The sequence below is a fragment of the Mucilaginibacter litoreus genome (assembly GCF_042676805.1).
In the GTDB taxonomy this organism is placed as follows: Bacteria; Bacteroidota; Bacteroidia; order Sphingobacteriales; family Sphingobacteriaceae; genus Mucilaginibacter; species Mucilaginibacter litoreus.
Map to the genome: position 1 here is coordinate 1 of NZ_JBHTHZ010000009.1, position 25,927 is coordinate 25,927.

General features: G+C 42.9%; 29 protein-coding genes and 1 pseudogene. 16 read left to right on the forward strand and 14 right to left on the reverse strand.

All coding sequences use genetic code 11. The features are described from left to right. On the reverse strand, positions 1 to 102 hold a 102-nt coding region (locus tag ACFQZX_RS11585), incomplete at its 3' end, for an NAD-dependent epimerase/dehydratase family protein (protein WP_377111273.1). An 80-nt stretch (positions 103 to 182) separates the two neighbouring features. On the opposite strand from ACFQZX_RS11585, the gene ACFQZX_RS11590 reads away from it, so the two are divergent. Continuing rightward, a complete protein-coding gene (locus tag ACFQZX_RS11590; protein WP_377115348.1) occupies positions 183 to 1,397 on the forward strand; it encodes a 3-deoxy-D-manno-octulosonic acid transferase in 1,215 nt (404 codons plus the stop codon). A 15-nt stretch (positions 1,398 to 1,412) separates the two neighbouring features. Here the strand turns inward: ACFQZX_RS11590 and mltG are convergent, their stop codons facing one another. Beyond that, positions 1,413 to 2,450 carry an endolytic transglycosylase MltG gene (gene mltG, locus ACFQZX_RS11595; protein ID WP_377115351.1) on the reverse strand — a complete coding sequence of 346 codons (1,038 nt, stop codon included), beginning with the start codon at positions 2,448 to 2,450 and terminating at the stop codon, positions 1,413 to 1,415. A gap of 211 nt (positions 2,451 to 2,661) precedes the next feature. On the opposite strand from mltG, the gene ACFQZX_RS11600 reads away from it, so the two are divergent. The 8 genes from ACFQZX_RS11600 to hemH all read left to right on the forward strand — a co-directional run bounded on the left by ACFQZX_RS11600 (position 2,662) and on the right by hemH (position 9,301). Further along, positions 2,662 to 3,480, forward strand: coding sequence for an alpha/beta fold hydrolase (locus ACFQZX_RS11600; protein WP_377115354.1), 819 nt, complete (start codon positions 2,662 to 2,664; stop codon positions 3,478 to 3,480). Continuing rightward, positions 3,477 to 4,100: a 1-acyl-sn-glycerol-3-phosphate acyltransferase gene (locus tag ACFQZX_RS11605; protein ID WP_377115356.1), complete on the forward strand. Its 624-nt coding sequence runs from the start codon at positions 3,477 to 3,479 to the stop codon at positions 4,098 to 4,100. Before ACFQZX_RS11600 ends, ACFQZX_RS11605 begins: the two co-directional genes overlap by 4 nt. A gap of 55 nt (positions 4,101 to 4,155) precedes the next feature. Beyond that, complete coding sequence (locus ACFQZX_RS11610; protein WP_377115359.1) at positions 4,156 to 4,722, forward strand: lysophospholipid acyltransferase family protein; 567 nt, start codon at positions 4,156 to 4,158, stop codon at positions 4,720 to 4,722. Between the two features lie 2 nt (positions 4,723 to 4,724). Next, entirely contained in the window at positions 4,725 to 5,816 is a 1,092-nt protein-coding gene (locus ACFQZX_RS11615; protein WP_377115362.1) for a glycosyltransferase, read from the forward strand. Continuing rightward, the gene (locus ACFQZX_RS11620) at positions 5,795 to 6,448 is read left to right on the forward strand and encodes a carotenoid biosynthesis protein (protein ID WP_377115364.1); all 654 of its coding nucleotides are present in this window, start codon (positions 5,795 to 5,797) and stop codon (positions 6,446 to 6,448) included. The genes ACFQZX_RS11615 and ACFQZX_RS11620 overlap by 22 nt, the downstream gene beginning before the upstream one ends. Positions 6,449 to 6,559: 111 nt before the next feature. Then, complete coding sequence (locus ACFQZX_RS11625) at positions 6,560 to 7,411, forward strand: 4-hydroxy-3-methylbut-2-enyl diphosphate reductase (RefSeq protein WP_377115367.1); 852 nt, start codon at positions 6,560 to 6,562, stop codon at positions 7,409 to 7,411. A 132-nt stretch (positions 7,412 to 7,543) separates the two neighbouring features. Further along, positions 7,544 to 8,161, forward strand: a complete 618-nt coding sequence (locus tag ACFQZX_RS11630; protein ID WP_377115369.1) for a fatty acid desaturase — start codon at positions 7,544 to 7,546, stop codon at positions 8,159 to 8,161. A gap of 120 nt (positions 8,162 to 8,281) precedes the next feature. After that, complete coding sequence (gene hemH / locus ACFQZX_RS11635) at positions 8,282 to 9,301, forward strand: ferrochelatase (RefSeq protein WP_377115371.1); 1,020 nt, start codon at positions 8,282 to 8,284, stop codon at positions 9,299 to 9,301. Between the two features lie 384 nt (positions 9,302 to 9,685). On the opposite strand, the gene crtD is transcribed toward hemH, so the two are convergent. From crtD to ACFQZX_RS11660, 5 genes and pseudogenes are all read right to left on the reverse strand, one after another. Next, complete coding sequence (crtD, locus tag ACFQZX_RS11640; protein WP_377115374.1) at positions 9,686 to 11,158, reverse strand: 1-hydroxycarotenoid 3,4-desaturase CrtD; 1,473 nt, start codon at positions 11,156 to 11,158, stop codon at positions 9,686 to 9,688. Between the two features lie 397 nt (positions 11,159 to 11,555). After that, complete coding sequence (locus tag ACFQZX_RS11645) at positions 11,556 to 12,104, reverse strand: type 1 glutamine amidotransferase domain-containing protein (RefSeq protein WP_377115377.1); 549 nt, start codon at positions 12,102 to 12,104, stop codon at positions 11,556 to 11,558. An 81-nt stretch (positions 12,105 to 12,185) separates the two neighbouring features. Beyond that, positions 12,186 to 12,368, reverse strand: a pseudogene (locus tag ACFQZX_RS11650) (type II toxin-antitoxin system HicA family toxin); the annotation flags it as partial. 72 nt (positions 12,369 to 12,440) lie between these two features. Further along, positions 12,441 to 12,647: a 2-oxoisovalerate dehydrogenase gene (locus ACFQZX_RS11655; RefSeq protein ID WP_377115379.1), complete on the reverse strand. Its 207-nt coding sequence runs from the start codon at positions 12,645 to 12,647 to the stop codon at positions 12,441 to 12,443. A gap of 86 nt (positions 12,648 to 12,733) precedes the next feature. Then, positions 12,734 to 13,741: an aspartate-semialdehyde dehydrogenase gene (locus ACFQZX_RS11660; protein ID WP_377115381.1), complete on the reverse strand. Its 1,008-nt coding sequence runs from the start codon at positions 13,739 to 13,741 to the stop codon at positions 12,734 to 12,736. 157 nt (positions 13,742 to 13,898) lie between these two features. Here ACFQZX_RS11660 and ACFQZX_RS11665 point away from each other — a divergent pair, with 157 nt between their 5' ends. The 6 genes from ACFQZX_RS11665 (at position 13,899) to ACFQZX_RS11690 (ending at position 18,138) form a co-directional block, all read left to right on the forward strand. Beyond that, positions 13,899 to 14,849 carry an NAD-dependent epimerase/dehydratase family protein gene (locus ACFQZX_RS11665; RefSeq protein ID WP_377115384.1) on the forward strand — a complete coding sequence of 317 codons (951 nt, stop codon included), beginning with the start codon at positions 13,899 to 13,901 and terminating at the stop codon, positions 14,847 to 14,849. Positions 14,850 to 14,912: 63 nt separating this feature from the next. Next, positions 14,913 to 15,638, forward strand: coding sequence for a YebC/PmpR family DNA-binding transcriptional regulator (locus ACFQZX_RS11670; protein WP_377115386.1), 726 nt, complete (start codon positions 14,913 to 14,915; stop codon positions 15,636 to 15,638). A gap of 88 nt (positions 15,639 to 15,726) precedes the next feature. After that, positions 15,727 to 15,942 (forward strand): DUF2442 domain-containing protein, encoded by a 216-nt coding sequence (locus tag ACFQZX_RS11675; RefSeq protein WP_377115388.1) that lies wholly within the window; start codon positions 15,727 to 15,729, stop codon positions 15,940 to 15,942. An 81-nt stretch (positions 15,943 to 16,023) separates the two neighbouring features. Then, positions 16,024 to 17,187 (forward strand): hypothetical protein, encoded by a 1,164-nt coding sequence (locus tag ACFQZX_RS11680; RefSeq protein WP_377115391.1) that lies wholly within the window; start codon positions 16,024 to 16,026, stop codon positions 17,185 to 17,187. Beyond that, complete coding sequence (locus ACFQZX_RS11685) at positions 17,184 to 17,585, forward strand: hypothetical protein (protein WP_377115394.1); 402 nt, start codon at positions 17,184 to 17,186, stop codon at positions 17,583 to 17,585. Before ACFQZX_RS11680 ends, ACFQZX_RS11685 begins: the two co-directional genes overlap by 4 nt. Before the next feature lie 43 nt (positions 17,586 to 17,628). After that, on the forward strand, positions 17,629 to 18,138 hold the full coding sequence (locus tag ACFQZX_RS11690) for a phosphoribosyltransferase family protein (protein WP_377115397.1): 510 nt from the start codon (positions 17,629 to 17,631) through the stop codon (positions 18,136 to 18,138). 1 nt (position 18,139) lies between these two features. Here the strand turns inward: ACFQZX_RS11690 and ACFQZX_RS11695 are convergent, their stop codons facing one another. Genes ACFQZX_RS11695 through ACFQZX_RS11705 form a run of 3 tightly spaced genes read right to left on the reverse strand, consistent with a single transcriptional unit; the run spans position 18,140 to position 20,282 of the window. Further along, positions 18,140 to 18,655 (reverse strand): shikimate kinase, encoded by a 516-nt coding sequence (locus tag ACFQZX_RS11695; RefSeq protein ID WP_377115400.1) that lies wholly within the window; start codon positions 18,653 to 18,655, stop codon positions 18,140 to 18,142. Next, positions 18,652 to 19,803 (reverse strand): BT_3928 family protein, encoded by a 1,152-nt coding sequence (locus ACFQZX_RS11700; protein WP_377115403.1) that lies wholly within the window; start codon positions 19,801 to 19,803, stop codon positions 18,652 to 18,654. The genes ACFQZX_RS11695 and ACFQZX_RS11700 overlap by 4 nt, the downstream gene beginning before the upstream one ends. Beyond that, on the reverse strand, positions 19,800 to 20,282 hold the full coding sequence (locus tag ACFQZX_RS11705) for a DUF1599 domain-containing protein (RefSeq protein WP_377115439.1): 483 nt from the start codon (positions 20,280 to 20,282) through the stop codon (positions 19,800 to 19,802). Before ACFQZX_RS11705 ends, ACFQZX_RS11700 begins: the two co-directional genes overlap by 4 nt. Before the next feature lie 145 nt (positions 20,283 to 20,427). Here ACFQZX_RS11705 and folP point away from each other — a divergent pair, with 145 nt between their 5' ends. Further along, a complete protein-coding gene (folP, locus tag ACFQZX_RS11710; protein WP_377115406.1) occupies positions 20,428 to 21,288 on the forward strand; it encodes a dihydropteroate synthase in 861 nt (286 codons plus the stop codon). Here folP and ACFQZX_RS11715 read toward each other — a convergent pair. The 4 genes from ACFQZX_RS11715 to recJ all read right to left on the reverse strand — a co-directional run bounded on the left by ACFQZX_RS11715 (position 21,272) and on the right by recJ (position 25,799). Beyond that, positions 21,272 to 21,583, reverse strand: coding sequence for a hypothetical protein (locus ACFQZX_RS11715; RefSeq protein ID WP_377115409.1), 312 nt, complete (start codon positions 21,581 to 21,583; stop codon positions 21,272 to 21,274). The genes folP and ACFQZX_RS11715 overlap by 17 nt on opposite strands. A 140-nt stretch (positions 21,584 to 21,723) precedes the next feature. Further along, positions 21,724 to 23,250 (reverse strand): GH3 auxin-responsive promoter family protein, encoded by a 1,527-nt coding sequence (locus tag ACFQZX_RS11720; protein ID WP_377115412.1) that lies wholly within the window; start codon positions 23,248 to 23,250, stop codon positions 21,724 to 21,726. Positions 23,251 to 23,314: 64 nt separating this feature from the next. Next, a complete protein-coding gene (gene lptB, locus ACFQZX_RS11725; protein WP_377115415.1) occupies positions 23,315 to 24,058 on the reverse strand; it encodes an LPS export ABC transporter ATP-binding protein in 744 nt (247 codons plus the stop codon). Between the two features lie 40 nt (positions 24,059 to 24,098). Next, positions 24,099 to 25,799 carry a single-stranded-DNA-specific exonuclease RecJ gene (gene recJ, locus ACFQZX_RS11730; RefSeq protein WP_377115418.1) on the reverse strand — a complete coding sequence of 567 codons (1,701 nt, stop codon included), beginning with the start codon at positions 25,797 to 25,799 and terminating at the stop codon, positions 24,099 to 24,101. Between the last annotated feature and the right edge of the window lie 128 nt (positions 25,800 to 25,927).

A 25,927-nucleotide genomic window follows, 5' to 3' on the forward strand; every position in this document is an offset into this window, starting at 1 on the left:
CATCCCTATAACATGATAATCCTCTTTGATAAACCTGTCGCACAGGTGCGACCCTAAAAAACCGGCCGCGCCGGTTATCAATATCCGTTTACGTTTTGACATGAACCTTAATTTACCAATTAATTTTTGTGTTAATATATTACTTTTATGCCCGGACTAATATAATACTTGCAAATTAAAAAATGGTTATACTATACAATATCGGCATCAATATATACCATTTCCTGGTGTATTTGGTTTCGGGTTTCTCTAATAAAGCCAAATTGTGGATAACCGGCCGCCAAAGGCAGCAGGTAAAAGAGTTAGAGTCGTGCGTGTGGTTTCATTTTGCATCGCTGGGCGAGTTTGAGCAGGGCCGCCCTGTGCTTGAGCAGGTAAGAAAGCTATATCCACAATCAAAAATAGTAATCACATTCTTTTCGCCGTCGGGATATGAGATCAGAAAAAATACACCTCTGGCCGATGCCGTTTATTATTTACCACTTGATACGGAAAGCAACGCACGCCGGTTTATAGGCAGCATAAAACCAATTGTGGCCATTTTTACAAAGTACGAGTACTGGTATCATTTTTTTAACGAGTTGCATAAGCAGCATATTCCCTTATATGTTATATCTGGCATTTTCAGGCCGGGGCAGGTTTTTTTTAAGTGGTATGGCAGCCTGCACAGGCAAATGCTTAAAATGGTGACCTGGTTTTTTGTGCAGGATGCCGACTCTAAGCACCTGATGCATGATGCCGGTATTACCAATGTAACAATTAGTGGCGATACCCGCTTTGACAGGGTATGGGCTAACGCGCAGCAACCCAAAGGATTGCCGGAAATAGAAAATTTTAAAAATGGGCAACGACTATTTATAGCAGGCAGCACCTGGCCCGATGATGAAAAGCTGATAGCAGTGCTGGTAACCCAATATCCCGACTGGAAGTTTATCATCGCACCGCATGAAATACCGGAAGATAAGATAATAGGGTTAATTAATCTTTTACCTCAAAAAACAACAGTAAGGTATTCGCAACTCGCAACACATAACACGCAACCTTCAACACTTATAATTGATAACATTGGCATGCTTTCGGCTTTATACCAGTATGCGGATGTTGCTTATATTGGCGGCGGCTTTGGTGCAGGTATACACAATACACTGGAAGCTGCAGCCTTTGGGATGCCTGTAATCTTTGGCCCTGAATATAGTAAGTTTAAAGAAGCGCGCGATTTGGTAGAGCTAAAGGCAGCATTTAGTATCAATAATAAGCAGGAGCTAAATGCTATCGCTGAAATGTTAATGTGTGATGATAACGTACGCCATGCTGCTGCAAACCTTACACGGAATTACGTTGAACAAAATACTGGCGCTACTGAAGTAATAATAAATTACATAAGAGAGCGGCATTAAAAATAATATGTAATTCTAATGTCGCTCTTTTTTTAACCAAGCCTGATAGGCAGCTTTTCCACGCTCAAATTCTGCAGCGGTTGCATAAAACTTATGAGACTTATCGTTTTTTTCCACGTTTAAAACATAATAAAGATAATTTGTTGTGGCAGGATAAAGGGCGGCTTTGATAGAATTGTCAGATACAGAAGAAATAGGGCCGGGAGGTAGACCGACAAACCTTCTGGTATTGTAAGGAGAATTTGACTCCAGGTCGCTTTTGTTGATTATCCCGTCCCAACGATTCTCCATCTTGGCTATATAAACAACGGTCTGATCGATCCCAAGCGGCATACCTTTATTCAGGCGATTATAGATTACAGATGCAACTATAGGCCGCTCATCATCAAATCGCGATTCTGTTTCAATAAGAGAAGCAATGGTGATTATTTGGTGCGGTGTCATCTTCAATTTCAGCGCGCGCGCTGCATATTCCGGCTTCCAAACCTTTTTAAATTCCTGAACCATCTCATTTATGATAGTTTGAGTGGCAACCGTACGCGGGAGGTTATAAGTGTTTGGATACATATAACCTTCCAGGTTCTTAGCTTCCGGTGCGATATCTTTAATAAGTGAAATATCATTCATAAGCTTTAATGCAGGATTTTCGCCTGCCGGTTGGTTTTGTGGGAATTGCTCATTTATTCTTTTAGCGATATCAAAACGGGTAAAACCTTCAGGGATGGTGAACTTTACAGTTCTTAGTTTTCCTTTATTTAGCTCACTCAGTACTTCAAGTGGTGTAATTGGCGAGTCGAATTGATATTCACCTGCCTGCATCTTATTGCCGGTACCTTTAATTTTTAAATATACCTTCAGGGGAATTTGGCTTGAGATAATTCCTTCGTCAGCAAGTTTATTAAGTATCTGCCCGGGAGATGAGCCACGTGGAATCTGTATATACTGGTTATTATTGTTATGCGCTTGAGGTGTATTTAAAGACCTATAAATCCAATATGAAAAAGCGATGATCACAAGGATTAAAAAAACGGCAATTAATTTAAAAACTTTCATTGAATAAGCATTTGTCTGAACACAGCGTTTAATACTGCTCTAAGATATAACAGGTGCTTTAAATTCAAGGCTTTTAATATTACTTTCCTTATGCTAAGTATTGAGCTATCGTGAAGAACAAATCTTTTTTTTTATGCTCAAGAAAACCATTGCTGAGCTTTATGGTAATAACCTGCTAAGTAAACTAACATTTTCTTAATATTGCCGCTATATGGGCTTTTTAGATATAAAAGGTTTAGGTAAGGCGCACTATCATGAGTATGGCATGGGCAATAAACCTATGCTGGCATTTCATGGTTACGGCATGACGGGCAGGCAATTTCATGTGCTGGAAAACTCTGTATTACAGCAGTATCATTTGTATGGTTTTGACCATTTTTTTCATGGAGAAAGCAAACTTAATGGTTGGACAGAACAGCAGATACTTGCCGGTATGCCCCGCGAGATGGTAAAAGCTTATGCTGAAGAATGGTTTAAGCAGTTTGGCCGGCAGCGTTTTTCTGTGATGGGATATTCCATAGGCGCTAATATTGCCCTGATCCTGGTGGAAGAGTATGCCGAACTTATTGATGAAATAATATTGATGGCGCCCGATGGCCTCGCCGTTTATAAAGGTTTTGAAATATTAATGCACAAGCCCTGGGGGCGTTATCTTTTTAAAAAGGTAACTAAAAGCAAGTGGCTGGCACCGGCGTTGCTTAAAAACCTGAAAAATATCAGGTTTATTGATGATAGCCTGTATACCATCGCCTATAATGAGATTGACACCGAACAGAAAAGGCTTGATGTGTATTATACCCTGAACCTGATAAAGCTGTTAAAGCCAGATACAAATAAAGTAGCAGAGCTTATTAATAAGCATAATATCAAATGCCGGCTTGTATTTGGCAGGCACGATAATTTATTCCCAAAAAAAGCGGCGTTGCCTTTTATAGCCAGTCTGCAAAACGCCGAGGTGCACGAAGTAGATATGGGGCATTGGCTTGTTACCAAACAATTGGATAATTATTTAGTTAATTTACCGCAATGATACCCGCCCGCAGAGTAACTCTTTTTAGTAACTGGTTTGCATTATATATGCGCTGCAGGATGCGTAAAGCCTTTAACCGGCTGGAGGTAATGCCTTTTACACCAAAGCCTGGGCATTCCATACTTTTGCTATGTAATCATTTCAGCTGGTGGGATGGGCTTTGGGGAAATTACCTGGCATACTGGCACCTGCACCGTAAGTTATACATCATGATGCAGGAAGATCATCTGCAAAAGCGGATGCTGCTTAACCTGTTTGGCGGGTTTTCCATCAATAGGCAATCCAGGGAAATGATCAAATCCTTGCAGTATGCCGCGGGCTTGTTAAACACCCCGGAGAACCTGGTAGTCGTATTTCCGCAGGGCGAACTGATATCAAACCATACTACCGAGATAAAAGTTGAGCGGGGGATAGAGCTGTTGCTGCGAAATATTAAAGGCCCCTGCCAGATTGTTTATAATTGCGCGCTTATTGATTATTTTGAAAGCCTGAAGCCATCGGTATATTTCCATTTGTTTGATTGCGGGGTAGCCGGGAAGGTAACATTTACCGAATTGACAGAAAAAATAAACGCCTTTCACCGCCAGGCACTTGCAGCGCAGGTGCATGTAGCACATTGATATGATCTATCCGCAGAGAAACAGACTTGTTCATTGGTTTTTTCACAATTACATATTGCGGATAGTTAAGCGTGCGTTTCATGAGGTCAGGTTCAATGCGATAAATATTTCACCTGATAGATCTGTACTGCTGCTGGCAAACCATTTTAGCTGGTGGGACGGTTTTTTAATGTATTACATCAACCAGATATTATTAAAAAAACGCTTTCATGTAATGGTTATTGAACAAACTGTGCAAAAGATTGGTTTCTTTAAATATATGGGGGCATTTTCAGTAAGCAAGGGCTCGCGAGATATAATTGATTCACTTAATTATGCTGCCGATTTGTTGAAAGATCCTGATAATTTGGTTTTGATTTTCCCTCAAGGTAAATTGTTTTCTAATTTCATAGACGAGGTAAAATTCGAAAAAGGCTTAAAAAGGATAACTGAGCAATCAAAAAATGATTACCAATTAATTATGGCGGCAACTTTTATTGAAAACTTCAAACATAAAAAACCAACTGCAAGCGTTTATTTAAAAGCTGTTGAGGAAAAGATGAATGATTTGCCTGCTATAAAACAGGGCTATCAGCAGCATTACAATTCATCCAAACTTAGGCAAACAGAAATTGTTATTTAAAAGTGATCATCGCTATATCCGTCGTTTTCTTTTTTATCATACTGCGCTTTACGGTCACGCTTTTTAACTTTATTTCAAACCCGAAGTTACCCCACATAGCCACACATTATAACGAGCTGGTATCTATCTTAATACCTGCCCGTAATGAAGCGGATAATATTCTTACCCTGCTTAGATCTATCCATCAGCAGGATTATAAAAACTACGAAGTAATTATTTTAGATGATAACTCTGAAGATGATACTTACAACGTTTGCGCGGCTTTTGCGGCAGATCATTCTAAATTCAGGGTGGTTAAAGGGCCGCCGCTGCCAAATGGCTGGATAGGGAAAAACTTTGCCTGCCATCAGTTATCAAAAATAGCCAAAGGGCATTATCTTTTATTTTTAGATGCAGACGAGCAGGTTTACCGCAGCCTGATCAATAGTGCCGTTCACCGCATGCATTTACAAAAGCTGGGCTTGTTGAGTTTATTTGCCAACCAGGAAATGTATACTTTAGGTGAACTTTCGGTAGTACCTTTAATGCACTACGTGCTGATAAACCTGTTGCCATTGCGGTTGATATTATTAGTAAAAAAAGCAGCATCCGTTGCTGCAGCCAGTGGGCAGTTTATGATGTTTGATGCCGGAGTTTATCACCAGCACGAATGGCATAAGCTTGTAAAAGAAAAAGTTGTAGAAGACGTAGAGATAATGAAAGCCATTAAGGCTTATGGTTATAATGGCGAGGGACTTTTGGCAAACGGCATGATAAGCTGCCGCATGTATAAAGGTTATGCCGACGGTTTACTTGGCTTTAGCAAAAATTTCATGGCTGCATTTAATTACAGTATCCCAATGTTTTTAATTTATGTGGTTTTACTTATCGGCGGTCCACTGCTGGTTATCAGTACCGGTAGCTTGCCATTGATAGCCCAGATGATAGGCCTTATAATTTTAACAAGAATAATGATATCTTTCGCATCGGGGCAAAACGCATGGTATAATTTGTTGTTGCATCCGTTTCAAATGTTCAACCTTGCTGTTATAGCCTTTTTATCTATTCAAAAGCATCTCACTAAATCCAACGTATGGAAAGGCAGAAAGATATAGCGCGGCCGGCAAAAGTTTCTGTTGCCATCATCATATTATTTCATTTGGTTGGCTTGGTTGGGCTGTCGGTACCATCTTTACGGCCGCTGTTTTTACAGATCGTGCCATGGCATATTTTACTAATGCTGTTGGTAATGATTTTAAATCATAAGTGGCTTAACTGGCAATTAATAGTATTTGCAATTTTTGTTATCGTCAGTGGCTTTGGGCTGGAGTGGCTGGGCGTGCATAAGTATTGGCTGTTTGGCGATTATAACTATGGTGAAACACTCGGCTATAAATTATTTGATATACCGCTCACCATAGGTGTCAACTGGTTTTTATTGATCTATGCAACCGGAGTGTTAATGCAGCGCAGCCGCTTGAAAAGTAAATGGGCAAAAGTACTGTTAGGTGCTGTTTTGCTGGTTCTGCTTGATCTGCTGATTGAGCCGGTAGCTATGCATTTGGATTATTGGGACTGGGATTTCCATGTTGTTCCTTTAAAAAATTACATCTGCTGGTTTGGAGTGAGTTTTATGTTTTTATGGGTTTTTGAATTATTTAACTTCAAAAAGCAGAACATTGCGCCGCCGGTATTACTATTTACCGAGTTTGTATTTTTTGGGATACTGAATTTGTTGGTAAGATGAAGTAGAAGTATTGGTTAATTTATTTGTAAATGGTAAAAATAATGATCACTCACCTTTAACTACTCATTATATCGTTTATCTTATTTAATAAATAACTAATTTTGCATTATCATGGGCGCATATAACTTACAGGTTACAATAGATCAGGATTCCGGCTTTTGCTTTGGGGTTGTTTATGCTATTGATATGGCCGAAGAAATTCTGGCCGAAGATGGTTACCTGTATTGCCTGGGCGATATTGTACATAACGATGAGGAGGTTGAGCGTCTGAAAGCCCAGGGTTTACGCATTATAGCCCACGAGGATCTGAAAAGCCTTTATAATGAGAAAGTGCTTATCCGTGCGCACGGAGAAGCGCCTGAAACGTATAAGATTGCTCTTGAAAATAACATTACACTGATCGATGCATCGTGCCCTGTAGTACTTAAGCTCCAAAACCGCATTAAGACATCTTACGATAATAACGAGAATATCTTGATATTTGGCAAGCATGGCCATGCAGAGGTCGTGGGCTTACAAGGGCAAACTAATGGTGAGGCGATTGTTTTTCAGGATATTGCCGAACTTGAAGATGCACAACTGCCTGCCAATTTTACGCTGTACAGCCAAACCACTAAAAGCATGGAGAAGTTTTACAGCGTAAAAGACCAGTTGCTGGCACGTGGTTATGAGGTAAAAGCAAACGATACCATTTGCCGGCAGGTAAGCAACCGCGACAAAGATCTGCCCTTATTTGCAACACAATTTAATAAGATAGTGTTCGTGTCGGGTAAAAAATCATCAAACGGAAAGGTGCTTTATGAGGTTTGTAAAAAGCATAATCCCAATACCTATTTTGTATCATCTATAGATGAATTGAACCCTGCCATGTTTGCACCGGGTGATAAGGTGGGTATTGCCGGCGCTACATCAACCCCCATGTGGCTGATGCAGCAGGTAAAAGCCGAGCTTGAAAAATATTAACAGCACGTTATTTGCTTAAAATAAAACAGCTCTTGAAAGGAGGCTGTGATCTTGCAAAAAAATCCTACATATACAGGCCTGTTGGTTGCCCTGGCAGTTATAGGCTGTTGGGCAATATCTATTATTTTACTGATGCAATGGAAGGTAGATTTTAGTAACCCGTTGCTTTACCTTTTTATACTTTTGCAGATGCATTTGTATACGGGCTTGTTTATTACAGCCCATGATGCTATGCATGGCTCTGTAGCGCCAAAAAAATGGATAAATAGTGCCGTTGGCTTTATAAGCACTTTTTTATACGCTTCATTCTGGTATCCAAAATTATACAGCAAGCACCATCAGCATCATAGTCATGTTCACACAGCCAGTGACCCTGACTATCATCATGGCGGTTTTCTCAGTTGGTACATCCGTTTTATCCGGAATTACCTTTCTATCTGGCAGATTGTAATTATGGCTGCCATATTTAATGTCCTTAAGTTATGGGTACCGCAAGCTAATCTTATTCTGTTTTGGGTAGTGCCTTCGCTTTTAAGTACACTGCAGCTTTTTTACTTCGGTACCTATCAGCCACACAAAGGTGAACATGATAACAAACACCAGTCGCGCAGTTTGCCGCGCAACCATTTTTTAGCATTCATCAGCTGCTATTTTTTTGGCTATCATTACGAGCATCATGATTCGCCCTGGTTGCCTTGGTGGAAACTGTGGCAGGCACCAAAGCCACCTCAGGACAAGGTTGTTAATTAAACGTTGTTATTCATGCTGCTTTAAATAACGTTTATTAAAATACCACATCATCATTTTGCAATAATGATTACGGTCACAATCCATAAGCTGGTTTTTTGCTACATTTGCACCTCTTAAATTATGGCAAAAAAGGGAGTTTTACTGGTTAACTTAGGTACACCCGACAGTCCGTCGACAGCTGATGTGCGTAAGTATTTAGATGAGTTTTTGATGGACCCGCGGGTTATTGATGTTAACCCGGTGCTGCGCACGTTCCTGGTGAAAACGGTTATAGTTCCGTTCAGGGCGCCAAAATCGGCCAAACTTTACCAGGCTATATGGGATAAAGAGACCGGCTCACCATTATTGCATTACAGTTTACAGCAACAAAAATTACTGCAGCAGCGCCTTGGAGATAATTATGTGGTAGAGCTGGCTATGCGTTACCAAAGCCCATCTATCGATTCGGCGTTGCAAAGACTTAAGGATGCGCTTATTGGCGATATTTTGATTATTCCGCTGTTCCCGCAATATGCTTCGGCAAGTACAGGCTCTGTACATGAAAAAATTATGCGCATTGTTAAGGACTGGCAAACTGTTCCGCAGATCAGTTTGATCAACTCTTTCCATAACGATGACCTGATGATCGAAACCTTTGCCGATAACGCCCGGAAATATAATCCTGATAGCTACGATCATATCTTATTCAGCTTTCATGGCTTACCGCAGCGTCAGCTAAAAAAATGTGACCATACGCATAGCTACTGCCTGCAGGTAGACGGCTGCTGCAATACGTTGAATGATACCAATAAATTGTGCTATTCGGCACAATCACATGATACGGCCCGCCTGATTGCCGAGAAGATGAATCTGCCTAAAGAAAAATATACAGTTTGTTTTCAATCGCGCCTGGGCAGCGACCCATGGGTGCAGCCTTACACCAGCGAGGTAATTGCCCAACTGGCCAAAGAAGGTAAAAAGCGCCTGCTGGTATTTTGCCCGGCATTTGTAAGCGATTGCCTGGAGACCGTTTTTGAAGTTACCCACGAGTACGGCGACGAGTTTAAAGCCCTTGGCGGCGAACATGTGCAACTGGTAGAAAGCCTTAACGATTCGCCTAAGTGGATTGACGCCTTAGAGCGAATGGTAAAAGAAAATTAAACAGGTGTTCACGAACACACAGGTGAATATCATGAACACGTGTAATTATTTGATTATCAAGTCAAATAAATTTTAGGTGACATAACATTGTCAGCAAAGTTATTTTATCGACTTTTTTTGCTGATGTGAGCTTTTAATTCGTGTTGATTTGCTGACTTTACTGGCTTCGCTGGCGCGAGCTTTCAGCTCGTGCCTAACATAAAGTCAGCTTTCATCTGACACAAGCTGGAAGCTTGATATATGCCATGTCACGAGATACGCTGTGATAATCTCGCGACAGCAAAGCTTTCAGCTGACACAAGCTGGAAGCTTGATATATGCCATGTCACGGAGATACGCTGCGCTAATCTCGCGACAGCAAAAAAGCAAAAGAGTGATAAACAATCATTCAATCATATCCGCTGTTATCTTAGCCGACAACAAACATAACGGTATGCCGCCTCCAGGGTGTACGCTGCCGCCGCAGAAGTGCAGGCCTTTTATTTTTGACGATTGGTTGGCATGCCTTAAAAATGCAGCAAAGCGATTGTTTGAGCTGGTACCATAAATGGAACCTTTATATGATGATGTCTTGCTCTCAATACTTCTTGGGTCGAGGATACTTTCTGTTTCTACCAGCTTACTTATATCTTCGTCTAATAAGCGGGAAAGCTTGCTTAAAATATATGCGCGTGCTTCGGCAATAAGATTATCCCAATTTTGGCCGTTATTCGATGGTACGTTGATCATTACAAACCAGTTTTCGCAACCTTCAGGCGCATCGTTGGCCTTTAGCTTTGAACTGATATTGATGTAAACGGTTGGGTCGTGGTAAAGGGTCTGCTTTTTCCAGATATGGTCAAACTCAGCTAAGTAATCGGCACTAAAGAAAATATTATGCAGATCAAGCTCCGGGAAAGTCTTTTTAATTCCCCAATAAAATATCAATGCCGAGCTGCTTCGTTGCTGGCTAAGGGTTTTTTGTGGATGTAAAGCAGGATGCTTACCAAGTAACTTTTTATAGGTAAACCATACATCCATATTAGATACTATGGTATCAGCCGCTATAAGCTCATCCTTTGTCTTTATTCCTTTTACCCTTTTGCTGTCGACTACAATCTCGTTTACAGTGCTATTATATGTGAACTTTACGCCCAATTCTTCGGCCAGCTTCACCAGGCTTTGAGTAATGCTGTACATGCCGCCATGAGGAAAGTAAGCGCCAAAATGATGTTCCAGGTGCGGTATCACGTTTAATGTCGCCGGCGCCTGGTAAGGGTCAGATCCGTTATAGGTAGCATAACGATCGAACAATTGCACAACACGCGCATCTTTGAATGAGGCGCTATTGGCCTTATGCATGGTACGCATGGCGTCTATTTGTGGCAGTCTGAAAATTGATCGCACAGTGTCCCACCTCAAAAAAGTTTGTAACCTATGCAATGATCGCTCTAAAAAAACATGATTGGTGATATCGTAAATGTCCCTGCTGTTTGCCAGATGATTAATAACCGCCGATGCAGCTTCACCGGTTTTGTCTTCAATTTCTTTAGCAAATTGTTGGGTACTGGCATAAGCGCTCAGGCGGGTTCCGTCTTCGTAAAAGTAATTGCAAACAATGTCAAGTTGATCATAGCTGAAGTAGTCGCGCGGATTTTTGCCAGCAAGTGTAAAAAGCTCATCCACATACTGCGGCATGGTGAACAGGCTGGGGCCGGCATCAAAGCGATAGCCGTTTTGTTCAATCTCGGATAATTTGCCGCCGGGATAGCTATTAGCCTCAAAAACTTCTACCTGATACCCTTTTATCGCCAACCGGATAGCCGTTGCTATTCCTGCTATACCGGCACCAATTACTACAGCTTTTTGTTGAGGCATGGGGGTAAAGATAACTAAATGCAGTTAATCCCTTAAGTAAACTGGAAATAGCAATATCGAAGACCAAATGCTGAACATCGAGTGATAAAGACAAAATACTTCAGCATTCGAAATTCAGCATTCATTATTTAATATCAACTTGATATCGTGCTGAGATTGCTTCGTCGTACCTCCTCGCAATGACATAGATTCTTTGTCATTTTGCGCCATAGCGAAGAATATTGTTAGACTCGCTTAATAAACTTTTAAAATTGAACAAGATTCTTCCTCGTACCTCGTTCGGAATGACACCAATTGAAAATCATGTCATTGCGAACGATAGTGAAGCAATCTGATAGGACAAGCGGATGTGCCGAATTGCTTCATAGTACCTCTTCGCAATGACATGAATTAACGTTTACGCATGCACGCCTTCACCAATCTCTTCAATGGTTTTGCGGTTAAACGCTTCCAGGTCGTCCGGGCGGCGGCTGGTCACCAATCCATTGTCTGTCACCACTTCCTGGTCTACCCACTCGGCACCGGCATTTTTAAGGTCGGTTTGCAGGGATGGATAAGATGTCAGCGTACGGCCTTTGATCATGCCGGTTTCAATCAGCAATTGCGGGCCATGGCAAATAGCCGCTACCGGTTTGCCCTCATCTAAAAATGCAGAGGCAAAGGCAACAGCATCTTTATTCTGGCGTAGTTTATCCGGGTTTAAAACGCCACCGGGCAATACAAGCGCATCATAATCATCCGGACTTGCGTTGGTAAGTTCCTTATCAACATCCACTTCAATGCCCCAGTCTGTTTTGTCCCAGGCTTTGATTTTTCCGCTTTTTGGCGAAATAATATGCACGGTTGCGCCGGCAGCTTCCAGCGCTTCTTTAGGGCTTGTAAGTTCCACCTGCTCAAACCCTTCTTCGGTAAGTATCGCTACTTTTTTATTACTTAAATCAGCCATAATGGTAGTTTTTATAGTTATATATTATTAACTACAGATGGCGGTTTTTATAGTTTTATGAAAGTTGAGATAGTGCTGAAGTTACAGTGCTTTTAAAAGTTCTTCTTTTGAAATATTTAGATGCTCAGCTGCATCTGATAGAATAGCATTTAAAGTTCCTAATTTTATAGGATCATGGTTTGGGATGGTTAAGTGATGTTCACCGTTAACAGATAATTTTGTGAGTCTAATATGACTCCCTTTTTGCCTGGTTATTTGGTAGCCATGCTTAGATAGATCTTAATTAAATCTTTTGCGGATAGATCTCTTGGGATTCGCATAACCCTGAATTAGCAGCTATACGGTTATGATCTCTTCTTTAACCAAGTGTAAACGTATTATTTTGGGGATTTCTTTATCGTCGAAATGACATTGTAAAGCTTCGCGAATATTATTTTTTAACTCATCCATAGTGTCACCTTCAGTAAATATCGACTCGCCTATAGCCTTAGCTGTATAGCCACCCTCTAATGCTTCTTCAACTAAAAAAAATATTTCGTTCATAATCAAATTTAAGAAATTCATATATAAAAATAGGGATAATCATCAGATCATCCCTATCAATCTATTTAGTAAGCTAAATTTAAAACTTAAGCCTCTACCGCCTGGCCAATCAGGTTTTTAGATGCCAGGTACTCTGCAATTTGTACCGCGTTTGTAGCGGCGCCTTTACGCAGGTTATCAGATACTATCCAGCAATTAAGCGTATTAGGCTGGGTTTCATCGCGCCGAAGGCGGCCAACAAATACTTCGTCTTTATCATGCGCATCAAGCGGCATAGGGTATTTAAGGTTGGCAACATCGTCAACAACCACAACACCCGGCGAGTTAGCTAATAGCTCGCGTACTTCGCTCAAATCAAACTCATGCAAAAACTCAATGTTTACCGATTCTGAGTGGCCACCCATCACCGGGATACGCACTGTAGTAGCGGTTACTTTGATGCTATCGTCGCCCATTATCTTTTTGGTTTCCAATATCATTTTCATTTCCTCTTTGGTGTAACCGTTTTCGGTAAATACATCAATCTGAGGGATAACATTCAGGTCGATAGGGTAAGGGTAAACTTTTGGTCCTTCTACGCCTTTACGCTCATTAAAAAGCTGGTCTACCGCCTTAACGCCTGTGCCGGTAACCGATTGATAGGTTGATACCACTACACGTTTGATCTTGTATTTGTCGTGCAAAGGTTTTAACGCAACCACCATTTGTATGGTTGAGCAGTTAGGGTTGGCAATGATCTTATCTTCAGGAGTAAGCACATCGGCGTTTACCTCGGGCACCACCAGTTTTTTGGTTGGGTCCATACGCCAGGCCGATGAGTTATCAATTACGGTAACGCCGGCCTCTGCAAATAAAGGGGCCTGCTGTAATGAAGTGCTTCCGCCCGCGCTGAATATAGCTACATCGGGCTTCTGCTTTATCGCATCCTCAACAGAAACAACCTTATACTGCTTACCCTTAAAAGTAATTTCTTTACCAACACTTTTAGCGGAAGCTACCGGAATTAATTCTGTAACGGGGAAGTTGCGTTCGTCAAGAACCTGCAACATTTTAGTGCCTACCAAACCGGTAGCACCAACAACTGCGACTTTCATTTTACTTATATATTTAATAAATTATTAAGGTTCAAAGATGCACAAAAAAACTATAATACCTATGGATTGTCTACTAAATTAGTATATAATCATTGTTGATGTAAAGATTCAGCCCTTTTCGTGCAAATTTTTACCTTTGTGCCAAACTTGTGTTTGCATGGCCGAAAAGATATTAATAATAGGCGCCAATGGTCAGATTGGCACCGAATTGGTTACCGAATTAAGAAAGATCCATGGTGCGGAAAATGTAATTGCATCAGATATAAACAGCCCTAATTATGCTATCCGCAATAGCGGCCCGTTTGAGTTTGCCAACGTGCTTGATAAAGATAACCTTCATCATCTTTTTGACAAACACCGCCCCACACAAGTTTACCTGCTTGCTGCCATTCTTTCGGCAGTAGGAGAGCAAAAACCAAAAATGGCCTGGGACCTGAACATGACGGGCCTTATCCATATACTGGATTTTGCTGTTGAGTTTAAAACACAGAAAGTATTTTGGCCAAGTTCAATAGCCGTATTTGGCCCTCACTCGCCGCAGTATGATACACCGCAGTACTGTGTAATGGACCCCAATACGGTTTATGGCTTCAGCAAACTTGCGGGCGAACGCTGGTGCGAGTATTATTTTGAAAAGTATGGTCTTGATGTGCGTAGTTTGCGTTACCCGGGCCTGATAGGCTGGCGGGCAAACCCCGGAGGCGGCACTACAGATTATGCCGTGCACATTTTCCATGAAGCGTTAAAGCATGGCAAATACCAGGGATTTTTATCGGCAAACACAGCCCTGCCAATGATGTATATGGATGATGCCATACGTGCTACCTTACAATTGATGGATGCACCGGCAGAAAACATCACCATTCGGTCGAGCTATAACCTGGCGGGTATCAGTTTTACGCCTGAGCAGTTGGCTGCAGAAATAACAAAGCACCTGCCCGATTTTGAAATGAGCTACGCTGATAACGACCCGCGACAGGCCATTGCCGATAGCTGGCCAAAATCAATAGATGACAGCCAGGCACAGCAGGATTGGGGTTGGAAACTGGAGTATGATCTTCCTAAATTTACGGAAGATATGCTGATCAATTTGAAAAACGTAATTTAGAGAAAACATTAATGATATAGTTGTGTCTATGGGCTATGATCCATGGGCTATGGACTTAAAAATATGGGAAGAGCATTTGAATTCCGGAAAGAAAGAAAGTTTAAACGCTGGGCCAAAATGGCCGTGCAGTTTACCCGTTTAGGTAAAGAGATCGTGATGGCTGTAAAGGCCGGCGGTGGCGACCCTAACTCAAACTCGCGCCTGCGTACTGCTGTGCAAAACGCCAAAGCGGTAAACATGCCTAAGGATAGGGTGGAAGCCGCTATCAAGCGTGCCGTTAGCCGCGATGAAAAAGATTATGAAGAACTGGTGTACGAAGGTTATGCACAGCATGGTGTGGCCATATTGGTAGAAACCGCTACCGATAATACTAACCGTACAGTAGCCAACGTGCGCAGTTACTTTACTAAATATGGGGGCACCCTGGGCAAAACAGGTTCCTTGGATTTTATTTTCGCGAGGAAATCTGTTTTCAGGTTTGACCCGGGCGACCGCGACCTGGAAGAACTGGAGTTTGAACTTATAGATGCCGGTTTGGAAGATCTGTTTGTTGAAGCAGACGAGGAAGGTAACGATATCGCGGTCATACATACTGCTTTTGAAGATTTTGGCAAAATGCAGAAGACGCTGGAAGAAATGGGCATTGAAACCAAATCTGCCAAATTGGAGCGTATACCTTTGTCTACCACCTCGGTAACCGAAGAACAGGCTGCCGATGTATTAAAGATTGTTGATCGCCTGGAGGAAGATGACGACGTACAGGCGGTGTACCATAATATGGCAGAGTAATCTGCCCCATCCAACCCTCGCCGGTAGGGAGGGCTCAAATGATTTTAATTAAGTCTTTCCTACCGGGGAAGATTTAGAGGGGGCCAATATGCCACTACTATCAACACGCAAGCAAGAAAAGAAAGTTAAGGTGACCTTTGCTAATGGTTTGCTTTTTGTGGAAAAACCAGATGGCAAGCAACAGGCATTCCCGCTGGAGTGGTTCCCGAAGCTGCTTAACGCTACTGAAGAAGAGCGTGAAGATTGGACACAGACAGACAAGGGCATACGCTTCAACAAACTGGATGTAGAAGTAGCATTGTAGAGATTTGAGCACAGAGATAGGAGATTTGAGATAAGGACTTCGGTCTCATATCTCAAATCTCACATCTCATATCTAACTAAAATGACTTTCGAGGAGTTTTTTAAAAAGAAGAAGATTGACCTGATGGCGCTGCAAGCGGCGCAACCCGGCTTGTTTTCTGAATTTAAAGATCACTTTGAAAAGATGGGCGAAAAAAGCTTCGACCATACTAAAAAATACTGGTTCAACAAGCTGCGCCTGCAGTATTACCTTGCGCCCGAGGTTAAGGTGGAAAAAGTTATCATAGAAAATAAACTTGCCGAGCAAACCATCACCGCGGCATTAGCTGAGGCCGCCCCGGCACCGTCTGTTGGCTTTAAGCCAAGGTTTAAAGCCGGCATGGGTAGTAAACCGGCAGACACCGCCAGCGATAAAAAAGATCTGCCTGAAAAAGATGCGGCTGCCGTTACGCCCGAAGCTAACGAAGCTGCCGCTAAGCATGAGGCCCCAGCTTTTGAACAGCAAAAGGCGGAAATGCAGCAGCAGGCCGACCAGATGCCAAGAAACACTGATGGTGAAGCTAAAGAAGATGCGCCGCCAACCACGCTGGGTACGGGCTTTAAACCGCGCTTTAACATGAAGATGGCGCAGGGCAAGGCCCCTCAAACCAAAGAGTTTGAACAGGATAACCCCCCGGGCACCGAGCCTGAGAGAGAGGCTGCAACTGATGAAGCTGAGCAGGCTGCTGCACCAAAGCCAGCTGGTTTTAAGCCGCGTTTTAATGCCAAAACTATGGCGGCAAAGCCGGTTGAAGATACTGGTAAGGAGCCTGGAAACTCCGAGCCTGTAAATACCGAAAAGCCGGATGCGCCGGTTGAAGCGCCTGCACCAAAGCCCGCCGGGTTTAAGCCGCGGTTCAATGCCAAAACCATGGGGGCAAAGCCGGTTGAAGATACTGATAAGGAGCCTGGAAACCCTGAGCCGCCTGCAAATACCGAACAGGCGGACGTGCCGGAGCAAACAGCATCAAAGCCCGCCGGGTTTAAGCCGCGTTTCAATATGAAAATGGTTGCGCCAAAACCTGATGAAATACCGGGGACAGCAACTGAGTCACCTGCCCCAACAGAAGATGAACCAGCAGATACCAATGAAGTAAAAAACATTGAGAAGGATACTGAAGCTGTACCAAAACTTGGTTTTAAACCACGTTTTAACCCTAAAACAACCAAGCCGCAATCGCCCGGCAATAACGAGGAGGAGAAATGAATACCGAGGAATTATTTAATGAGAACCGCGGCCAGAGCGAACCTGAAAAAAAGAAGGAAAGTCCGCTGGTAAGTTTAGAGCGCGACCTTAAATTTTATAACGAATCCATTAAGGAGGTTGCCATAGAGATAATGGTGGAAGGTTTATCTGCCAACCCCATATTTGTGGCACATCAGCACGAGGTAAAGCTTGGCGAAATGATATTGAACCGAGATGAGCTGAACACCGAGTGGAGCATACAGGCATCAACTATTGAAGAGTTTGTAGAACGAGGTATTATCAAACCCGAGCTAAAAGAACGTTTCCTTAGCAGTTATAAAAACCCGAACGAATACATGTGCCTGTTTGTGGTTGTGCCTGAAGGGGCTAATTTTGTGTATTATCCGTACGGTAAATAAATTTTAGGTTTATATTTATCCCGTTAAGTCAACATATATTACCATGCCTGATAAAAAGATCCTCATACTTACCAGCCAGCAGATACAGCAGAAAATAGACCGTATTGCATACCAGATACTGGAGGATAATTTTGATGAGCAGGAAGTGCTTATTGCCGGCATATTGCCCCGGGGTAACCATGTGGCAGAAAGGCTTAAAGTAATGCTTGATAAAATAGCGCCCTTTGAAACCCGCCTGCTTACCATTGAACTTGAAAAAGAAAGCAGCAAACTGCAGGCAAAAACCAATTTTGATGTGCAGGAGTGCAGCAACAAGGTAATTGTACTGGTTGATGATGTGCTGAACAGCGGTAAAACCCTGGCCTATGGCTTTGGTATATTTTTAGACGTCCCCCTGAAGAAACTGCGTACAGTTGTGCTGGTTGACCGTAACCATAAGAACTTCCCGGTTACTACCGATTATGCCGGTATAGCCCTATCAACAGTGATCAAACAGCATATTGACGTAGTGCTTAACGAAGCAGGGCAGGAGGATGCCGTCTATCTTAGATAAGCTATTTATTAAGCGTACTCAGCAAATACAAAATATTTTCGGGCGTCAAATCAACGTAGCTCTGGGCTATTACTGATGCTTTGCTGTAAAAAGGTTCACGATCGGCGAGTTTGCTTTCAATAAAATCAACCAGTTCCTGTCCTTTTTTGCCCTGCAGTACCGGCCGGGGTGTTTTTGCGTTTTCCAGGCGCGATGCCAGCATTTTAGGGGTAAGTTTCATGTACACGGTTTTGCCGTGGCTGTTCATCCAGTCCATGTTATCAAAAAAGCAGGGCAATCCTCCACCGGTTGATACTACGGCATTTTCGGGATATTCGGTTTCTTTCAGTATGCGGGATTCCAAATTACGGAATTCTTCTTCGCCATGGGCGGCAAAATAATCGGCAATGCGCATGCCTGTTTGCTCTTCAAACTGATGGTCCAGATCGATGAAAGGGTAGTCCAGCGCTGCTGATAGTTTGCGGCCCATCGTGGTTTTACCGCACCCCATAAAACCTACCAAAAAAATAAGGCTCATTGCTTGCGTAAGTAATCTTTAACTAAGTCTTCATATTTGGGCATGTTGTGAAAATGCCATTTATTAATCACGGTACCGTTTTTAAGCAGTATAATTCCCGGGTTAGCGCGTACCATTGTTTTTAGCGGCACACCATCGGCATAAAATACTTCGCTTACCAGCTTATTGTCTTTTGCAAACTTCTGGGCTTGTTCCGGCGCGTTTGAAGTAAGGAAAATAACCCGGGTATTGTAGTTCTCAATGAGGTTAGCTGCTAATGCGTTAGACTTTGCTATGGCATCCAGGTTGGTGTTTTCCAGGTTCCAGGCTACTATCAGCAGGCTATAAAACGGGCTGCTAAGCAATTCCTGGTTATAGTTGTTTCCTTGCGCATCCTGTACATTCAGGTCGCGTATTTTTGGCTCAAAGCCTTTTTTCACCAGCCGGCTCTCAGGATTACCCTTTACCTCCCAGTTGGTGTCTTTCCAGATACCGCTGCTCATGTACAGCTTATCGCTCATCACTTTTGCTTCTTTAGTTTTCTTGTTCCTGAGCGTATAGGTAAGTTCATACTCGTCGGGCTGAGCGCCGGGCGGTATCTTCATCTCCTCTAAAATATTTGCGCCTATTTTATAAGGCAAAAAATCCACCACAGGTGAAAAATTGTAAGTATACAAACCAAATCCAACCGAAACTACGGTAGCCGCTATAATGGCGTTGTCGCCTGCTTTTTTGCCCAGCAAGGGTTTAATGCTTTTGCGGTTAACAAATAGTACAAGCACTAAAAGCAGCAGTATAAGGTCCTTGGTAAAAGATTGCCATGGCGTGAGCGGAATAGCATCGCCAAAGCAGCCGCAGGTTTGCACAACCTTAAAGTAAGCCGAATAAAAGGTAAGGAACGCAAAGAAAATAATGAGGAGCAGTAAGCCCCATACAACCTGTATGGCACGGGCACCAATAAGCAGGGCGAACCCTAAGATCATTTCAAGCGCGCACAGAATGATAGCTAAGCTTAAGGCAAGGCTATTTAGCGAGGTTAAATGAAACACCTCAAAATATTCTTCCAGTTTATAGGAAAAGCCAAGCGGGTCGTTAGCTTTTATCAATCCGGAAAAGATAAATAATAAGCCAACGGCTATCCTGCAAAACCATACCAGTCCGTTCTTCATTGTACCCCCAGTTTAATCAAAGCAAACACAGCATAGTTAAGCATATCCTGGTAATTGGCCTTTACGCCCTCTGATGCCAGCGTTTGGCCTTTGTTATCTTCTATCTGTTTTACCCGCAAAAGCTTCATCAATATCAGATCAGTAAGCGAGCTGATGCGCATATCGCGCCAGGCCTCGCCATAATCGTGGTTTTTGGCAAACATCAGGTCTTTGGTTTCCTTCACTTTGCCATCAAACATCTTTTCAACCTCATCGGCATCCAACTCCATCGGGGTTTCAAAGCCGCAATCCAGTTGCATCATGGCTATCACGCAGTAATTAACAATGCCTATGTATTCACCGCTGATGTCATCGCCAACCTTTGATATTTGCTTTTCCTCGAGTGTGCGTATACGCTGTGCCTTTATAAAAATCTGGTCGGTTATAGACTCCGGCCTTAAAATGCGCCAGGCAGTACCATAGTCGCGGGTCTTTTTCATGAAAAGACCTTTACAAACGTTTATTACCTCGTCGAACTCTTTTGCTGTATTGCTCACTTTAATTGCTGTAGTTGAACGCTATCCACAGATATAACTTATCAGGAAAGCACAAATTATTAACTTTGCCATCCTTGATATTGATAACGTGGCTAAAGATACATTTTTTCGGAAAAAGGCAACGATAAACGCCCGCGGCAAATTGATCGACCTTGATACACCAAAGGTGATGGGCATTATTAACATTACGCCAGATTCTTTTTATGCCGGTAGCCGGAAAACCGGCATAGATGAAGCTTTGCAGCAGGCAGAAAAAATGATTGCCGAAGGCGCAACGTTTTTAGATATTGGTGCATATTCATCCCGCCCGGGTGCTGCGGACATATCTGCAGAAGAGGAAACCAACCGTTTGTTGCCCGTAGTGGAGGCCATAGCAAAAAACTTTCGGGATGCGGTGGTATCCATAGATACTTTCAGGGCAGGTGTTGCCGAGGCTGCAATTAAGGCCGGAGCGCATATCATTAACGATATTTCGGGCGGAGAGCTTGATGGTAATATGTTTACAACGGTGGCGCGCCTGCAGGTGCCCTATATTTTAATGCACATGAAAGGTACGCCCCAAAACATGCAGCAACAGGCGCATTATGATGATGTTTTTAATGAGGTATACAGTTATTTTCTAAAAAAGATATATGCATTAAACCAGGCCGGGGTACATGACGTGATCATAGATCCGGGTTTTGGATTTGCAAAAAAAGCAGAACACAGCTACGGACTGATGAAACGCATGGAGGAGTTTGAGCGCTTGCAGTTGCCTGTTTTAGCAGGTATCTCGCGCAAAAAGATGATCTATGGATTGTTAGGAACCACAGCAGAAAACGCCCTGAACGGAACCACTGCCCTTAACACCATCGCGCTTATGAAAGGCGCCAATATCCTGAGGGTGCATGATGTTAAGGAGGCTGTTGAAGCCGTCAGAATTTTTATGACCGTTAATAATTTATCCTGACGTACTGAGCAGTTGGGCCATCGGCTACAGATGTACCGATGTTTATGGTATCGCCCTTTATGCTAAAGGCATCACTATAATCAGGATTGGTTAAGCTTATTGTTCCATATTTCATGCTGCCTTCCTTCCCCCTGATATTGATGGAAAACCTGCCTTGCTTTTCCATGGCGTTATCTTTGTATTTAACATAAGTACTATCGGCTTTAAAAACATATTTATCACCATTGCCGGGAGCAAAGTGCTGAAAAGGTGACCAGCCTGTAGAATAAGCCCGCAATTCCCACGTGCCAAACACGCTATCCTAAATCGGGCTGCTATCTTTTTTGCATGAACAAAATGCCAGGCATGAAAATGCTATAAATAAAAATCTTTTCATGTTTAAGTGGTTTGCAAACATTACGTTATAATATTGCTAAACGCTACATAAACAGGTAATTAGTTATTGCTTGCAACAGCGGCCATGTTAAGTATGGAGTCAACATATTCACGTGTATTTGCCAGGCGGGGTACTTTATGCTGCCCGCCAATCTTTCCACGGCATTTCATCCAGTTAAAAAAGGTATTTGGTGCAACGGCTTTTACCACCGGCCTGCGCAGCGCCATGTCTTTAAAGCGTTTGGCGTCATAGTCGGAGTTCACTTTGCGTAAGGTTTCATCCAAAAGGTCAACAAAGCGCTCAAATTCTGCCGGCCGTTTTTCAAACTCTATCAGCCATTCGTGCGCGCCGCAGTCGTTATCACTAAAATACACCGGCGCAGCCGTATAATCGCGCACGATGGCGCCGGTTTGCATGCATGCTTCGGCAAGGGCCCTTTCGGCATTATCTATGATCACCTCTTCGCCAAAAGCATTAATGTAATGTTTTGTCCGGCCGGTTATCTGTATCCTGAACGGAGCGAGTGATGTAAATTTTACAGTATCGCCTATCATATATCGCCACAGGCCGGCATTTGTACTGATAATAAGCGCATAATTTTTGTTCAACTCAACCTCATCAAGCGTCAGGGTTTGTGCATAGGGATCGTTAAGGAACTCCAAAGGCAAAAATTCGTAAAAAATACCATAATCAAGCATCAGCAACATTTCGCCGGGCTGTTCCTGGTCCTGTATGCCAAAAAAACCTTCAGATGCATTGTAAGTTTCCAGGTAGTACATATCATCCTTTGGCACCAGTTTGCGAAACTGCTCGCGGTAGGGAGTAAAGTTCACCGCGCCATGAAAGTACAGCTCCAGGTTAGGCCAAACTTCCAATAGATTATTTTTGCCGGTGATCTCTAATATGCGTTTAAACAACAGGATGTTCCAGGTAGGTACGCCGCTGATGCTGGTTACATTTACATCTTTGGTGGCGTACGCCATTTTTTCAATCTTTTCTTCAAAGTTTTCCAGCAGGGCAATATCCAGGTGCGGCGTGCGGTAAAACTCGGCCCATAAGGGAAGGTTTTTCATGATAACTGCCGAAAGATCGCCAAAAAAGGTATCGGCATTCAGCTGCCCAACCTGATGGCTTCCGCCAAGCGTGAGGCTTTTACCTGTAAAGATGCGGGCGTTGGGCCGGTTATTAAAGTACAGGGTAAGCATATCCTTACCGCCTTTAAAGTGACATTCCTCTAAAGATTCCTCACTTACGGGGATAAATTTGCTTCTGTCGTTAGTAGTGCCTGATGATTTGGCGAACCAGCGGATCTCTGAAGGCCATAACACATTTTGTTCGCCTTTGAGCATGCGCTCTATATAAGGTTTTAAGCTGTCATAGGTTTGTATAGGTACACGCTCCTTAAACTGGGCAAGGTTTTCGATGCTTTTATAGCCATGCTGTTTACCCCATTCGGTGTTTTCGGCGCCGGATATCAATTGCTCGAACCACTCTTCCTGCACCTCGTTAGGATATTTCATAAAAAGCTCAATCTGGTGAATGCGCTTTTTCATGAACCAGGTAAAAACAGAGTTAATTAGCGTCATACTTTGGTTTAATTGGTGGCGGATAACTATTGTGCAACAATGCTGCCGCTCTTATCCAAATATATTATTTTTGAGGAAAAACCTTTCTTTTTAACACAAAGTTTGCCCCTAAATAAACTTTTCTTACCATTTCGTTTTCAGCCAATACCTCCGGTACGCCGGATTCCAGTATCTTGCCTTCAAAAAGCAGGTAAGCCCTGTCGGTTATAGAAAGCGTTTCCTGCACGTTATGGTCGGTAATCAGGATGCCAATGTTGCGGTGCTTTAGTTTAGCTACCATGCTTTGTATCTCTTCAACAGCTATTGGGTCAACACCGGCAAAGGGCTCATCAAGCAGTATAAAGTTCGGTTCAGCTGCAAGGGCACGGGCAATTTCCGTACGGCGGCGTTCGCCTCCTGATAAAAGGTCGCCGCGGTTTTTACGTACTTTATGCAAACTGAACTCATCTATCAACTCTTCCAGCTTATCTCTTTGCTTTTCCTTGCTCATGGGGCCCATTTCCAGTACCGCCTTAATGTTATCTTCTACAGAAAGCTTACGGAAAACAGAGGGCTCCTGGGCCAGGTAGCCAACACCTTTCTGGGCGCGACGGTACATCGGGTCGGTTGTTATTTCTTCGTCATTCAGAAAAATTTTTCCCTCGTTAGGTTTTATCAAACCAACTATCATATAAAAAGAGGTGGTTTTACCGGCACCGTTAGGGCCAAGCAAACCAACAATCTCACCTTGCGATACATTAAAAGTAACATCGTTAACAACGGTTCGCTGTTTATACTTCTTTATAAGATGTTCTGCGCGTAATATCATTTATATTAAAAAACTTAAAAAGTAAAGCAAATTGGTCAGGTTAATTAAATCTGATCCCTTTTATGTTTAGCTGTATACTGCGTTGTTCGCGCCAGATGTTTTCTTCAATAACGTAACAAATATCAAAAGGCACGCCGTTTTTCAGCTGAGGGAGCAAATGCCCCTGGTTAAACGCTATACAACTGAAAGATGGGCCCCCCGGCTGCATCACAAACATTTTAACATGATTAGTGCCTACCAGGCTGGCAGCGCCGCTAACATACACATTTTTGGTAAGGAATACCGGCGCCATATTCTCGGGCCCGAAGGGGGCAAACTGGTTGAGTATCCTGAAAAACTTGGAGTCGATGTCTGAAAAATCGATCTCCGCATCGATAACTATTTGTTGCACCAGTAGTTCATCGGGTATGGTAGCGCCTACTACTTCTTCAAATTTTGCCATAAAGGCAGGCACTTTTTCTGGTTCCATAGTAAGGCCCGCTGCATATTTATGACCGCCAAACTGAATGAGCAGGTCGCTGCAGCCGCAAAGCGCCTCATACAAATCAAACCCAACCACCGAGCGGGCGGAGCCTGCCACATGGCCGTTAGACCTGGTTAATACAACAGTGGGGCGGTAATATTTTTCGGTAAGCCGCGATGCTACAATGCCTATTACGCCCTTATGCCAGTTTTCGTTAAAAACAACAGTGGTTTTGCGGGCAATCAATTCTTCATCGCTTTCAATAATGCTCAGCGCCTGGTCGGTTATCTGCTGGTCGTGGCCTTTGCGTTCAACATTGTGCAGGTTGATCATGTCGCCTTTTTCACGGGCTTCATGTTCGTGGCAGGCTATCAAAAGTTCCACCGCGTGTTTGGCATCATCTATCCGCCCGGCGGCGTTGATGCGTGGTCCTAACAGAAAGACGACATCAGATATGCTATAATCGCAATTTTTACCTGCTACTTCCATCAGCATTTTAACGCCTATACAGGGGCTTTCATTTATTTTTTTGAGGCCCAGATTGGCCAATACACGGTTTTCGCCGGTTACATGAACGATATCGCATGCAATACTAATAGCTACCAGATCAAGGTACTCAGCCACGCTTTCAAATGGTAAGCCATGCACTTCCGCATAGGCTTGTATCAGTTTAAAACCAATGCCGCAACCGGACAATTCTTTGTAAGGATAGTCGCAATCCGGGCGTTTAGGATCTAATAAGGCAACTGCCGCAGGTAATTCATTGCCGGGTAAGTGGTGGTCGCAGATGATGAAATCAACACCCAGGCTATTGGCATAATCAACCTTGTCAACAGATTTTATTCCGCAGTCCAGTGCAATGATCAGGCTGAACCCATTTTGTGCAGCATAGTCAATACCCTGTAACGATATACCATAGCCCTCTTTATACCTGTCTGGTATGTAATAATCAATGTTACTGTGCAGTTTTTTAAAAAAGCTGTAAACAAGGGCAACTGAGGTGGTACCATCCACATCATAGTCCCCGTAAATCAATATTTTTTCGTTGGCGCTTATGGCGGCATTTATCCGGTTGATCGCCTTTTCCATATCCTTCATCAGGAAAGGGTCATGCAAATGCAGCTCATTGGGTCGGAAAAAGTACCGGGCCTCTTCAAAGTCTTTTACGCCGCGTTGCGCAAGCGTGCCGGCCAAAACAGCGCTGATATTTAATTCGGCAGATAGTTTTTGTATGATTTCCGGTGATGCCGGATCTTTTAAAATCCACCGTTTGTTCATGGTTTTGTATAACGTTTTAAGAGGATAAAGATACTTAATGGTTGATAAACGCAGATGAGGGTGATGAAATTTTATACTTTATGAAAAATAAAAAAATGTTCATGCTAAAAGTTTTTAATGTATGTTTG